The organism is Stenotrophomonas sp. SAU14A_NAIMI4_8, from assembly GCF_003086695.1.
Lineage (GTDB): Bacteria > Pseudomonadota > Gammaproteobacteria > Xanthomonadales > Xanthomonadaceae > Stenotrophomonas.
In genome coordinates this window covers 3,170,760-3,184,188 of record NZ_CP025999.1, presented here as the reverse complement: position 1 = coordinate 3,184,188, position 13,429 = coordinate 3,170,760, and the positions used below count along the sequence as shown (strand labels likewise).

Annotated in this window: 12 protein-coding genes; 10 read left to right on the top strand and 2 right to left on the bottom strand. The window is 66.7% G+C overall.

All coding sequences use genetic code 11. The features are described 5' to 3' along the window. A partial coding sequence (locus C1930_RS14640) for an IS3 family transposase (RefSeq protein WP_108772609.1) occupies positions 1-468 on the top strand: 468 nt, incomplete at its 5' end. A 153-nt stretch (positions 469-621) separates the two neighbouring features. Here the strand turns inward: C1930_RS14640 and C1930_RS14635 are convergent. Then, positions 622-2,685: a 3-hydroxyacyl-CoA dehydrogenase NAD-binding domain-containing protein gene (locus C1930_RS14635; RefSeq protein WP_108772043.1), complete on the bottom strand. Its 2,064-nt coding sequence runs from the start codon at positions 2,683-2,685 to the stop codon at positions 622-624. Between the two features lie 234 nt (positions 2,686-2,919). Here C1930_RS14635 and rpoE point away from each other — a divergent pair, with 234 nt between their 5' ends. The 9 genes from rpoE to recO all read left to right on the top strand — a co-directional run bounded on the left by rpoE (position 2,920) and on the right by recO (position 11,564). Beyond that, a complete protein-coding gene (gene rpoE / locus C1930_RS14630; RefSeq protein WP_108750715.1) occupies positions 2,920-3,540 on the top strand; it encodes an RNA polymerase sigma factor RpoE in 621 nt (206 codons plus the stop codon). Continuing rightward, on the top strand, positions 3,537-4,406 hold the full coding sequence (locus C1930_RS14625; RefSeq protein ID WP_108756872.1) for a sigma-E factor negative regulatory protein: 870 nt from the start codon (positions 3,537-3,539) through the stop codon (positions 4,404-4,406). Before rpoE ends, C1930_RS14625 begins: the two co-directional genes overlap by 4 nt. Before the next feature lie 79 nt (positions 4,407-4,485). Beyond that, a complete protein-coding gene (locus tag C1930_RS14620) occupies positions 4,486-6,018 on the top strand; it encodes a DegQ family serine endoprotease (RefSeq protein WP_108756871.1) in 1,533 nt (510 codons plus the stop codon). Positions 6,019-6,195: 177 nt separating this feature from the next. Further along, on the top strand, positions 6,196-7,989 hold the full coding sequence (gene lepA, locus C1930_RS14615; protein WP_164272953.1) for a translation elongation factor 4: 1,794 nt from the start codon (positions 6,196-6,198) through the stop codon (positions 7,987-7,989). Between the two features lie 54 nt (positions 7,990-8,043). After that, positions 8,044-8,838 carry a signal peptidase I gene (lepB, locus tag C1930_RS14610; RefSeq protein ID WP_108750711.1) on the top strand — a complete coding sequence of 265 codons (795 nt, stop codon included), beginning with the start codon at positions 8,044-8,046 and terminating at the stop codon, positions 8,836-8,838. Between the two features lie 41 nt (positions 8,839-8,879). Next, the gene (locus C1930_RS14605; RefSeq protein WP_108750710.1) at positions 8,880-9,263 is read left to right on the top strand and encodes a DUF4845 domain-containing protein; all 384 of its coding nucleotides are present in this window, start codon (positions 8,880-8,882) and stop codon (positions 9,261-9,263) included. Beyond that, positions 9,253-9,933 (top strand): ribonuclease III, encoded by a 681-nt coding sequence (gene rnc, locus C1930_RS14600; protein ID WP_108750709.1) that lies wholly within the window; start codon positions 9,253-9,255, stop codon positions 9,931-9,933. Before C1930_RS14605 ends, rnc begins: the two co-directional genes overlap by 11 nt. Further along, positions 9,930-10,826, top strand: a complete 897-nt coding sequence (gene era / locus C1930_RS14595; protein ID WP_108750708.1) for a GTPase Era — start codon at positions 9,930-9,932, stop codon at positions 10,824-10,826. Before rnc ends, era begins: the two co-directional genes overlap by 4 nt. An 18-nt stretch (positions 10,827-10,844) precedes the next feature. Next, positions 10,845-11,564 (top strand): DNA repair protein RecO, encoded by a 720-nt coding sequence (gene recO / locus C1930_RS14590; protein ID WP_108750707.1) that lies wholly within the window; start codon positions 10,845-10,847, stop codon positions 11,562-11,564. Positions 11,565-12,606: 1,042 nt separating this feature from the next. On the opposite strand, the gene C1930_RS14570 is transcribed toward recO, so the two are convergent. Then, positions 12,607-13,329 carry a response regulator gene (locus tag C1930_RS14570; protein ID WP_108753801.1) on the bottom strand — a complete coding sequence of 241 codons (723 nt, stop codon included), beginning with the start codon at positions 13,327-13,329 and terminating at the stop codon, positions 12,607-12,609. Positions 13,330-13,429: the final 100 nt, after the last annotated feature.

The window sequence follows — 13,429 nt, the reverse complement described above, 5'->3', positions numbered from 1 at the left end:
GATGTAACCGAGTTCAAGGTGCAGGGCATGAAGCTCTATCTTTCGCCGATCATGGACCTCTACAACGGCGAAATCGTGGCATACCAGATGAAGCGCCGGCCCGTGTTTGACCTGGTGGGTGAAATGCTGGACCAAGCGATCAGGAGGCTTTCACCGGAAGATCGTCCGATGATCCACTCCGACCAAGGCTGGCACTACCAGCACGAAAACTACCGCCACAAGCTCGAAAAGCACTCGCTGAAACAGAGCATGTCCCGGCGTGGCAACTGCCTGGACAACGCGGCCATGGAAAGCTTCTTCGGGACCCTGAAGTCGGAATTTTTCTACCTGAACACCTTTGACAGCATCGATAGCCTGGAAGCTGGGCTGGTGGAGTACATCCGGTACTACAACGAGAATCGTATCCGCTTGAAACTAAAGGGCTTGAGCCCCGTACAGTACCGGGAGCAGGCCGCGCTGGCCGCCTGATCCCCCACCTGTCCAACTTCAGGGGGTCACTTCATGGACGGGTTTACGGCGTGTCCTGCCAGCGCACACCGCCCCGCCCAGCAAACAGAAAAGCCAGAGCCGGCTGTTGCTATTGCCTCTGCGGGTGCCGGGCCGCAGGCCCGGCCTACCAACTCACACCACCGGTTCGCGCAGGGCGGGGTTGTCCCAGCCCGGGCGCGGGGCGAAGCGGTCGCCGTGGCGCTGCTGCAGCGCCTTCAGCCGCTCGACGATCGCATCGGCACCCACCGCGCGGATGTGCTGGATCGGGCCGCCACGGAACGGGGCGAAACCGGTGCCGAAGATCACACCCGCATCCAGCAGGTCCGCATCGGCCACCACGCCTTCGTGCAGGCAGGCTACCGCCTCGTTCAACAGCGGCAGGATCAGGCGGTCTTCCAGATCGGTCGGGGCCTGGTAGTTGCTGGCCACGTCCGGCTTCTTCGGCTTGCCGTTTTCCCAGGTGTAGATGCCCTGGCCGTCCTTCTTGCCGCGCTTGTCCGGTTCTACCGTCTGCAGCGCCGCCGGAATCTGCAGGCCCAGGAACGGGGCCAGTTCACGGCCCACGCCGGCAGCCACGTCCAGGCCCACGGTATCGATCAGCTCGATCGGCCCCATCGGCATGCCGAACTTCACCGCGGCCTTGTCGATCACCGGGCCCGGAATGCCTTCGGCATAGGCGGTGGCCGCTTCCAGCATGTACGGGAACAGCACGCGGTTGACCAGGAAGCCCGGGCTGCCGGCCACCGGCACCGGGAACTTGCCCAGCGCCTTGCAGAACGCGGCCAGGCGGCGCTCGGTTTCTGGTGCCATGCCGTCGTGGTGGATGATTTCCACCAGCGGCATCTGCGCCACCGGGTTGAAGTAGTGCAGGCCGGCAAACTGCGCCGGGCGCTGGATGTGGTCGCGCAGTTCCACCAACGGAATCGACGAGGTGTTGGTCGTCAGTAGGGCGTCCAGCTTCATCTTCGGTTCCAGCGTCTGGTACAGCGCACGCTTGGCCTCGGGGTTCTCGATGATGGCCTCGATCACCAGATCGGCTTCGGCCACGCCGTTGCCCTCCAGGTCGGCACGCAGTCGCGCGGCCACCGCCGGGCGCTTGCTCTCGTCGCGCACCTTCTTGGCAAACAGCGCCTGCGCGCGCTCCATGGCCGGGTCGATGAAGCGCTGCTCGCGGTCCTGCAGGGTCACCTCGAAGCCCTTGTAGGCGGCCCAGGCAGCAATGTCGCCGCCCATCACGCCGGCGCCGACCACGTGCACGTGGCGGATGCCGGAATCACCGCTGCCCAGGCCCTTCAGGCGCTCGGTCAGGAAGAAGATGCGGATCAGGTTGCGCGCGGTCGGCGTGCTGGCCAGCTTCACCACCGCGCGGCGCTCGGCATCCAGGCGTGCCTGGATCGGCTTGCCGCCGCTGCGCTGCCAGGTGCTGATCAGTGCGTACGGCGCCGGGTACTGGTCCTTCTTCGCCTTGCGCGCCACCTGCTTGACCATCTGCGGTGCCAGCAGCGTGCGCGCCAACCAGGTATTGGTCGCCCATGCGGTCGCGCGCTGCTTGAACGGGCGGGTAGTGCCGGACAGGGCCAGCGCCACGGCGGTATCGAGCACCACGGCCGGTGCCACCACCTTGTCGACCAGGCCGATGCCACGCGCTGCCGAGGCCGACAGGGTGCGCCCGGTCAGCATCAGGTCCATCGCCGCCGGCGCACCCACCAGGTGCGGCAGTCGCGCGCTGCCGCCCCAGCCCGGGAAGATGCCCAGCTGGGTTTCCGGCAGACCGATGCGGGTGCTGCTGTCATTGGAGGCCACACGGTAGCGGCAGGCCAGCGCCAGTTCGGTACCGCCGCCCAGGCAGTGGCCATGGATGGCCGCCACGGTGGGGCAGGGCAGCTCGGCCAACTTCTGGTAGGTGGACTGGCCGCGGCGGATGGCATCGTTCACGGTGCCGCGGCGGTCGAACTCCTGGAACTCCTTCAGGTCGGCACCGGCAATGAAGCCGGCCTTCTTCGCCGACTGGATCACCACGCCCTTGGGCGGGTCCAGGGCGATGCGTTCGAGCAGGTCGCCCAGTTCCAGCAGCACGTCCTGCGACATCGCGTTGACGCTGGTGTCCTGACGATCCAGGGTAAGGACCACCACGCCGTCTTCACGGATTTCGGGGTGCCAGTGGCTGAAGCGAAGCCCATCGAAGCCTGAGAGCATGGACGTTCCATCCGGTTGTGTATGGAGAAGCGGCTATGATCCAGAGGTTGTTTCCCCCGCGTCAAATCCCAATAGGAGGGGTAGGCGACCCCGGATCCATGGCCGTGGAACCGGACGCTAGCGGAACGGTGGTTAAAAGCTGGTGCGGCGCCGGGTGATCGGCGACTGAACTTTTCCCGGGATTGGCAGTCTCATTGCCCGACGTCGGTTGGGCTGACAGGAGTGCGGCCCCTCATGGCCGAGGTTGAAACACCACAGGAGCTGGATCTGGAACTGGTCCGGCGCGTGCAGCACGGCGAGAGCGCCGCGTTCGATGTCCTGGTGCGCAAGTACCAGCATCGCGTGGTGGCCCTTGTCGGTCGCTACATCGCCGACTGGAGCGAATGTCAGGACGTGGCCCAGGACACTTTCATGCGCGCCTATCGCGCCATTGGAAGCTTCCGCGGCGACGCCCAGTTCTCAACCTGGTTGCATCGGATCGCCGTGAACACTGCCAAAAACTACCTGGCTTCACACAATCGACGCCCGCCCACCGATGACATCGACATCGGTGATGCCGAGCAGTTCGACAGCGGCACCCGTCTGCGCGACACCGACACGCCCGAACGCGAGTTGATGCGCCAGGAACTGGAACAGACGGTGATGAAGGCCGTCAACGCGCTGCCGGAAGAACTCCGGTCGGCGATCACCCTGCGCGAGGTGGAAGGCCTGAGCTACGAGGAAATCGCGCAGAAGATGGGGTGCCCGATCGGCACCGTGCGTTCGCGGATCTTCCGGGCGCGCGAGGCGATCGACACTGAACTCCGGCCGCTGCTGGACATCGGCAGCGCCACCCGCGAGAAGAGCCGCGTATGACCAGTAACCCGTTGAACGAATCGCAGAACCATCAATCCCCGGCCGGGCAGCGCCTGGACCAGCGCCATCGCGAACAGCTGTCGGCCCTGGTCGATGGCGAGCTGGGCGCCGACGAGGCGCGCTTCCTGCTGCGCCGCATGGAACATGATCCGGAACTGGCCGGCTGCCAGGAACGCTGGCAGCTGCTGGGCGATGTGATGCGTGGCCAGGCCTCGCTGCTGGCCCCGGCCGGTTTCAGTGAACGCGTGGCCGCGGCGATTGCCGCCGAACCCGCGCCGGTGGCGGAACCGCGCCGGCAGGTGCGTCGCACGGGCTGGCGTGCCTGGGGCGGCGGTGCCGCACTGGCGGCCTCGGTGGCCGCCGTGGCCCTGTTCATGGGCGGCGAAAAGCTGCAGACCCCCGCACCTGGCGAAGCCCCGGCCCCGCAGGTGGTGGCCAGCCAGGCCGAACTGGCGCCGGCTGCCGCGCCGGTAACCGAAGCGTCGGTGGACAGCGCCGCGATGGCCGTTGCCGCTGTGCCGGCGGTGGCCATGGCCGCCAGCCGCCGCCAGGATGCCCGCCGCGCCAGTGCCACCCGCAGCCAGCAGGCCGCGCGCGTGGCCCAGCGTGACGAGGCGCCGCAGCGCGCCGTTGCCACGGCTGCGGTGCCGCTGGCGCCGTCGGTGCCCGCCGCCAACACGCGCCATCTGCCCTTCGGCGATGTCGGCAGCCTGCAGGCACGGCCCTGGCCGAAGTCCAGCCTGGCCCCGGCCGGCGGCAGCGCCCTCAACGCCAGCCTCCCGGCCGCGTCCGCTGGCGCCGCGTTCTATCCCTTCGAGCCGCGCCTGCAGGACGATCTGCCGACGCCGCCCCGCCCGCGCGACTGACCTGGAGCGCGCCGGTCCACGCCCCGCCGCCGGCGGGGCGCCTCTCCCGTTTTCCATCCGATCCGGAGGTTGCCGTCCGATGACTGCCCGATTCCGTACCCATGCCATGGGCCTGCTGGTGATGACCCTGCCGTTGATGGCCTGCGCGCAGGCGCCGTCACCGGCCGCCCCGGCGCAGCCGGCCGCAGCGGCCGCCGCCCCCCGCGCACCGGCGCAGCCGCTGGTCAGTGGCCTGCCTGATTTCACCAACCTGGTCGAACAGGTCGGCCCGGGCGTGGTCAACGTCGATACCACCATCGTGCGCCAGAACCGCCAGGCGCGCGGCGGCATGGGCCCCGGCGACGACGAGATGCCCGAATTCTTCCGCCGCTTCTTCGGCCCCGACTTCCCGATGCCGGGCCAGGGTGGGGGCGACAGCGGGCCCAGCATCAAGGGCCGTGGAATGGGCTCGGGCTTCATCATCTCGCCCGACGGCTATGTGCTGACCAACTACCACGTGGTGGCCGATGCCAGCGATGTGAAGGTCAAGCTGGGTGACAGCCGCGAGTTCACCGCCAAGGTGGTCGGCAGCGACCAGCAGTACGACGTGGCCCTGCTGAAGATCGAAGGCAAGAACCTGCCGACCGTGCGTCTGGGCGATTCCAATACCCTGAAGCCGGGCCAGTGGGTGGTCGCGATCGGTTCGCCGTTCGGCCTGGACCACTCGGTCACCGCGGGCATCGTCAGCGCGCTCGGCCGCAGCACCGGTGGCCCGGACCAGCGCTACGTGCCCTTCATCCAGACCGACGTGGCGATCAACCAGGGCAATTCCGGTGGCCCGCTGCTGAACACTCGCGGTGAAGTAGTCGGCATCAATTCGCAGATCTTCTCCGCCTCGGGCGGCTACATGGGCATCAGCTTCGCGATCCCGATCGACCTGGCGATGAGCGCGGTCGAGCAGATCAAGAAGAGTGGCAAGGTCACCCGTGGCCAGCTGGGTGCGGTGGTCGAGCAGGTCGATTCGCTCAAGGCGCAGGGCCTGGGCCTGCCCGACAGCCGTGGCGCCCTGGTCAACCAGATCGTGCCGGGCAGCGCCGCGGCCAAGGCCGGTGTGCAACTGGGTGACGTGATCCGCTCGGTCAATGGCCGCGCGGTCAACACCTGGTCCGATCTGCCGCCGCTGATCGGTGCCATGGCGCCGGGCAGCAAGGTGACCCTGGTGGTCTACCGCGACGGCAAGCCGCGTGAGCTCAGCGCCACCCTGACCGCGCTGACCGAAGACGGCCAGGCCGACGGCCGTGGTACGTCCACCGCCGACGCGGATGCGCCCCCGCAGACCGGTGCCAACGCCCTGCTGGGCCTGGACGTGACCGAGCTGACCGCCCCGCAGCGCAAGCAGCTCGGCCTGGATGCGGGCGAGGGCGTGCGCATTACCGGGGTCAAGGGTGAAAGTGCCCGCGATGCCGGCCTGGCGCCGGGCATGGTCATCCTGCGTGTCGGCAATACCCCGGTGGGTCGTGTCGACGCGCTCAACCGCGCGCTGTCCGGCTACAAGAAGGGCGACGTGGTCCTGCTGCTGGTGCGTGCCAACAGCGGCAACAGCGCCTTCGTGGCGGTCAAGGCCGGCCAGTAAGGCCTTCACGGCCTCCCCTGGCGGCCCTGGCATTCCCCCGAAGCCCCGCTCTGGCGGGGCTTCGGCCATTTCCAGCCGCCCCGCGAGCGCGCCCAAGCGGGCTGGCCCCGGGCATGCGATAATCCACCGTTACCCTGACGACGCCGCGCGCCGCCGCCACCTATGTCTTCTGATTCGATGCGGAACATCCGCAACTTCTCCATCATTGCCCACGTCGACCACGGCAAGTCCACGCTGGCCGATCGCATCATCCAGCTCTGTGGCGGCCTGCAGGCCCGCGAGATGGAAGCGCAGGTGCTCGACTCCAACCCGATCGAGCGCGAGCGTGGCATCACCATCAAGGCCCAGTCGGTGTCGCTGCCGTACCTGGCCAAGGATGGGCAGACCTACCACCTGAACTTCATCGACACCCCCGGCCACGTCGACTTCTCCTATGAAGTCAGCCGTTCGCTGGCCGCCTGCGAAGGCGCGCTGCTGGTGGTCGATGCCGCCCAGGGCGTGGAAGCGCAGTCGGTGGCCAACTGCTACACCGCCGTCGAGCAGGGCCTGGAAGTGGTGCCGGTCATCAACAAGATCGACCTGCCCACCGCCGATATCGAACGCGCCAAGGCCGAGATCGAGGCCGTGATCGGCATCGACGCCGCCGACGCCGTGCCGGTCAGTGCCAAGACCGGCCTGAACGTGCAGGACGTGCTGGAAGCCATCGTGCACCGCATTCCGGCACCGCAGCCGCGCGACACCGACAAGCTGCAGGCGCTGATCATCGATTCCTGGTTCGACAACTACCTGGGCGTGGTCTCGCTGGTGCGCGTCATGCAGGGCCAGATCAAGGCCGGCGACAAGCTGCAGGTCATGTCCACCGGCCGTACCCACCAGGTCGACAACGTCGGCGTCTTCACGCCGAAGCGGAAAGTGCTGCCGGCGCTGCGTGCCGGTGAAGTGGGCTGGGTCACCGCCAGCATCAAGGACGTGCACGGCGCACCGGTGGGCGACACCCTCACCCTGGCCGCCGATCCGGCGCCCAAGCCGCTGCCGGGCTTCCAGGAAATGCAGCCGCGCGTGTTCGCCGGCCTGTTCCCGGTCGATGCCGAGGACTACCCGGACCTGCGCGAAGCGCTGGACAAGCTGCGCCTGAACGACGCCGCGCTGCGCTTCGAGCCGGAAAGTTCCGAAGCCATGGGCTTCGGTTTCCGCTGCGGCTTCCTGGGCATGCTGCACATGGAAATCGTGCAGGAGCGCCTGGAGCGCGAATACAACCTGGACCTGATCAGCACCGCGCCGACGGTGGTCTACGAGGTCCTGAAGACCGACGGCACCATCATCAACATGGACAACCCGGCCAAGCTGCCGCCGGTGAACCATGTGGAAGAGATCCGCGAGCCGATCATCCGCGCCAACGTGCTCACGCCCGAGGAGTACATCGGCAACATCATCAAACTGTGCGAAGAAAAGCGCGGCAGCCAGATCGGCATCAACTACCTGGGCAGCCAGGTGCAGATCAGCTACGAGCTGCCGATGGCCGAAGTGGTGCTGGACTTCTTCGACAAGCTGAAGTCGGTCAGCCGTGGCTATGCCTCGCTGGACTACCACTTCGTGCGCTTCGATGCCGGCCCGTTCGTGCGCGTGGACGTGCTGATCAACGGTGACAAGGTCGACGCCCTGTCGCTGATCGTGCACCGCAGCCATGCCGACCGCCGCGGCCGCGAGCTGTGCGAGAAGATGAAGGACCTGATCCCGCGCCAGCAGTTCGACGTGGCCATCCAGGCCGCCGTCGGCTCGCAGATCATCGCCCGCACCACGGTCAAGGCCATGCGCAAGAACGTGCTGGCCAAGTGCTATGGTGGCGACGTTTCGCGCAAGAAGAAGCTTCTGGAAAAGCAGAAGGAAGGCAAGAAGCGCATGAAGCAGGTCGGCCGCGTGGAAATTCCGCAGGAAGCCTTCCTGGCCGTGCTGCAGATGGACAACAAGTAAGCCCGCAGCGGCCCTTCGGGGCCGTTCGTCCGGTGACGTTGCAAAGGACCCTGAATGAAACTGTTTGAGATCCTCCTGGTCGTACTGACCCTGGCCTCGGGCCTGATCCTGCTTGCCGAAAAGCTGTACTTCGCCAAGCGCCGTGCCCAGCGCGCCGGCCTGCTCGACACCGAGCCGGTGCTGGTGGATTACTCTCGCGCCTTCTTCCCGGTGCTGGCCATCGTGCTGGTGGTGCGCAGTTTCATTGCCGAGCCGTACAAGATTCCGTCCAGCTCGATGATGCCCAACCTGCTGATCGGCGATTTCATCCTGGTCAACAAGTTCTCCTACGGCCTGCGCCTGCCGATCAGCAACACCAAGTTCGTGCCGGTGGGCGAGCCCTCGCGCGGCGACGTGGTGGTGTTCCACTTCCCCGGCCACAGCGACAACGACCCGGCCAAGGGCGAGAACTTCATCAAGCGCGTGATCGGCGTGCCGGGCGATACGGTGTCCTTCGACGGCGACAGCGTCACCCTCAACGGCGAAGCGCTGAAGTATGACAACAAGGGCATCTACGCCGGCCACCGTGGCCAGGGCGAAGGCGCCAACCTGCTGGTCGAGCACCTGCCGGGCCGGACCCATACCGTGCTGGAGACCGATTTCCCGCGCGGCCAGGGCCAGTGGACCGTGCCGGCTGGTAAATATCTGGTGATGGGCGACAATCGCGACAACAGCGACGACGGCCGGTTCTGGGGCCTGCTGCCGGAAGAAAACCTGCGCGGCAAGGCCTTCCTGATCTGGCTGAACTGCTCGGGCTGGTTCTGCAAGGACGGCTTCGAACCGTCGCGTATCGGTTCGGGCATCAACTGAAACTGACTTCACATCCATTCGCGTATCTGGGGAGAAACGCCATGAAGACGATGAACACGCAGCGCGGCATGACTTTGACCTCGTTCCTGGTCGTACTGGCCGTGGTCGGGTTCTTCCTGTACATCGGCATGAAGCTGTTCCCGATGTACCAGGAGTACTACTCGGTGCGTTCGGCCATGAAGAGCCTGGCGGCCGAGCCCAACGTGGGCACCATGGCGCCGGCGCAGATCCAGGACCTGTTCTTCAAGCGGCTGTACATCAACTACTCGGACAACGTGAAGCCGGCCAACGTCAAGTTCGCCCGACGCGATGGCGGCTGGACCCTTACCGTCAACTACGAAGTGCGCCGCCCGCTGGTCGGCAACCTGGACGTGGTTGGCAAGTTTGAATCGACCCAGGACCTGACCCGTAGCGGTGCCGAATAAACCTTTCCAACGTGGTGACCTGATCGGTCACAGCTTCCGCGATCCGGCCCTGCTGAAGCAGGCGCTGACCCATCGCAGTGCCGGTGCGCCGCATAACGAGCGCCTGGAATTCCTGGGCGACAGCATCGTCAACCAGATGGTGGCCGAGGCCCTGTACCACCGCTGGCCCAAGGCCGACGAGGGCGCGCTGACCCGCGCCCGCGCCGCGCTGGTGCGGGAAGAGGCGCTGGCGGTGATCGCGCGCACCCTGCAGCTGGGCGAGCGCCTGATCCTGGGCGCCGGCGAAATGAAGTCCGGCGGGCACCGCCGCGACTCGATCCTGGCCGACGCCGTGGAAGCGGTGGTGGCTGCGATCTACCTGGATGGGGGCTTCGAGGCCTGCCGCACGGTGGTGCTGCCCTGGTTCAGTGCCTCCATGGAGGCGCTGCCGGCCACCGGGCGCCCGGAAAAGGACCCCAAGACCCGCCTGCAGGAATGGCTGCAGGCCCGACAGAAGGCGTTGCCGCAGTACGAACTGGTGTCAGAATCCGGTGACGACCACGCCAAGCACTTCCGGGTACGCTGCAACGTAGCCGACCCCGCCGCCAGCATCGAGGGCGAAGGCTCCTCGCGGCGGATTGCCGAACAACAGGCGGCTGCGGCCGTCCTTGAACAACTGGATTCCAAGTGAGCGAACAGATTCCCCATCATTGCGGCAGTGTGGCCGTCATCGGCCGCCCGAACGTGGGCAAGTCGACCCTGACCAACGCGCTGGTCGGCGCCAAGGTCAGCATCGTCTCCAACCGCCCGCAGACCACGCGCCATCGCCTGCTGGGCATCGCCACCTATCCCGAAGGCCAGCTGGTGCTGGTCGACACCCCGGGGCTGCACAAGGTGCAGAAGCGGGCGATGAACCGGGTGATGAACCGCGCTGCCCGCGGCTCGCTGGAAGGCGTGGACGCCGGCCTGCTGGTGATCGAAGCCGGTCGCTGGGACGAAGAGGACAGCCTGGCCTTCAACGTGCTGCGCGACGCCGGCGTGCCGGTGGTGCTGGTGGTCAACAAGATCGACCGCCTGAAGGACAAGGGCGCGCTGCTGCCGTTCCTGCAGGAAGTCACCAACGGCCGCGATTTCGCCGCCGTGCATCCCATTTCCGCGCAGAAGCGCAACGGCCTGGAAGCGCTGGTGCGCGACGTGCTGAAGCTGCTGCCGGAAGCCCCGCCGATGTTCGGGGAGGATGAGATCACCGACCGCAGCCAGCGTTTCCTGGCCGGCGAACTGGTACGCGAGCAGCTGATGCGCCAGCTTGGCGAAGAACTGCCGTACGCCACCACGGTGGAAATCGAGCGCTTCACCGAAGACGGCAACCTGCTGCGCATCGGCGCGGTCATCTGGGTCGAGCGCGAGGGCCAGAAGGCCATCGTGATCGGCAAGGGCGGCGCCCGCCTGAAGGAGATCGGGGCCAAGTCGCGCCTGCAGATGGAGCGTCTGTTCGGGGCCAAGGTGTTCCTGGAAACCTGGGTGCGCGTGCGTGAAGGCTGGTCCGACGACGAGGCCGCACTGAAGGCCTTCGGCTACGAATAAGCCGTTGCGGTCGCTTCGATGCTGATCGAGGACGACACCGGGTTCGTGCTGCACGCACGGGCCTACCGCGAGACCAGCCTGCTGGTGGAGGTGCTGAGCGCGCAGCATGGCCGTATCGGCGTGCTGGCGCGCGGGGTCTCCACCGCGAAAGGGCAGGTGCTGCGCGCCGCCCTGCAGCCCCTGCAATGGATCCGCTTCAGCGCGCAGCAGCGCGGTGAGCTGGCGCAGTTGCGCGGTGCCGAGGCCCTGGATGCAGCGCCGCGGCTGGTGGGGCAGGCCATGCTGGCCGGTTTCTACCTGAGTGAACTGACCCTGCGCCTGGCCCCGCGCCAGGACCCGCTGCCTGATCTCTATCTGGCCTACGGCGAAGCGCGCGCGCGACTGGCGGTGGGCGCCGGCCTGGCCTGGACCCTGCGCCGTTTCGAGCGCGAGCTGCTGGCGGCACTGGGCCTGGGCTTCGATCTGGAAACGGCCAGCGACGGCCAGCCGATTGATCCGGCGGCGCGTTATGCGCTGGACCCGCAGGAGGGTCCGCAGCGGCTGTTGAGCGTGCGTGACGGCGAGCGCAGTGCCGCGGCCACCGGTTCGGCGCTGCTGGCGCTGGGCGCCGACGAAGAACCCGATGCGGCCGACCTGGCCAGCCTGCGGCTGCCGATGCGGCGGGTGCTGGCCCATCACCTGGGCGCACGCGGCCTGAAATCCTGGGAGCTGCTGGAGCAGCTGTCCCCCCGCCGCTGAGCGGTTTGTCGGCAGGGCTTGCAGCCCTGCACCTGCTACCGTCAACGTCAAAAGCTGGCTATCCGTGGAATGGCGGGGTGGGTCCGGTTGAGGGGGACGCTGCAAGTACGTCCCTGTAAGCTCGGTCGCCGCATCCATGCGGCTCACGCCCCCTCAACCGGACCTACCCCGCCTTCGACAGTTTTCCGCGATCTGTCGGAACGGCATATTGGCCTGGTAGGTGTCGACCTTGGTCGACACAGTAGATCCACGCCATGCGTGGATGCTTTTCGAACGCGCTTCGAAATTTCTGATTCCGATTGAGATTCATCCACGCATGGCGTGGATCTACTGGCCGCCGGGACCCCTTGACAGTTTCCGCGATCTGTCGGAACCGCATATTGGCCTGGTAGGTGTCGACCTTGGTCGACACGGTAGATCCACGCCATGCGTGGATGCTCTTCGAACGCACTTCGAAATTTTTGATTCCGATTGAGATTCATCCACGCATGGCGTGGATCTACTGGCCGCCGGGACCCCGTGACCGTTCTCTGCGATCTGTCGGCACCGCTTGCTCTGTAGGTGTCGACCTTGGTCGACACGGTAGATCCACGCCATGCGTGGATGCTTTTCGAACGCACTTCGAAACTTCTGATTCCGATTGAGATTCATCCACGCATGGCGTGGATCTACTGGCCGCTGGGAACCGGTGACAGTCCCGCGCGATCTGTCGGAACCGCATCTTGCTCTGGTAGGTGTCGACCTTGGTCGACACGCTCTGTCAGATACCGAATTGTCTCTGGGGTCCGAGCCCGTTGCGCAGCAACGGGATCCGACCCCGTGCCGTTCCGACAGATCGCGGAAAACTGTCGAAGGCGGGGTGGTGTGGGTGGGCAGGATCGCAGGCGCCATGGATGGCGCCTACGAGCCTACAGGGACGTACTTGCGGCGTGTCCTGGCCACCCACACCGCCCCGCCATCCCACGGATAGCCCGCTGTTGCTTCGGCCGTTGACGTTGATTCGGCAGGTGCAGGGCTGCAAGCCCTGCCGCCCCCCACGCCCTCAGTGCAGCAGGGAAGCCACGGCGGCGCGGAAGCCCGCCTGGGCCTGCCCGGAGTCGGGCGCGTGGTGCAGCTGGCGCACGGCACGGCCCAGCCGGGCCGCCCCCACGAAGCCACAACTGGCCTGTAGCCGATGCAGCTGGCTGCGCAGCTGGCGCTCGTCGTGCTGGTCCACCGCCTGTTCGACCGCATCGCGGACCCCCGGCAGCTCGGCCAGGAACAGCTCACGCAGGGCAATCAGGTGGTTGCGTTGGCCGTTCAGTGCCGCCAGGGCCGCCGTCTCATCCCAGTCTTCCACGGCCAGCTCAACCGCGGCCGGCGGCAGCGGCGCAGCGCCCGGGCTGTTCACCAGCGCCCGGCGCACTGCCTTCAGCAGTTGATCACGGCCCAGCGGCTTCACCAGGGTGTCGCTGAAGCCTGCTTCACGCAGGCTGGCATGAATGGAGGCATCGCCGTCGGCGGTATGGGCCAATGCCGGGGTGTCCGGATGCGACTGGCGCAGCGCCTGCAACAGCTGGGCGCCATTGCCGTCGGGCAGGTTCACGTCGATCAGCCACAGGTCATGCGTGCCCGGCTCGCCACGGGCAAGCGCGCTGGCAAGTGAGTCAGCAGTGTCCACATCGGCTGGTAACGTTTCCAACGCCGCTTTGAAAAAACCGCGGCTGATAATGTCGTCCTCGACAAGCAGGAAGCGGGGCCGGCTGGTCCGCGGGGTCATCTGCATAGGGCTGCCTCCATGTCAGCTGTGGACAATCATCATGCACGGCGGCGGCGTGTGCAAGCGGCCATCGGCCCGCCCGGCCAGGATCTGCGACAATGTGCGC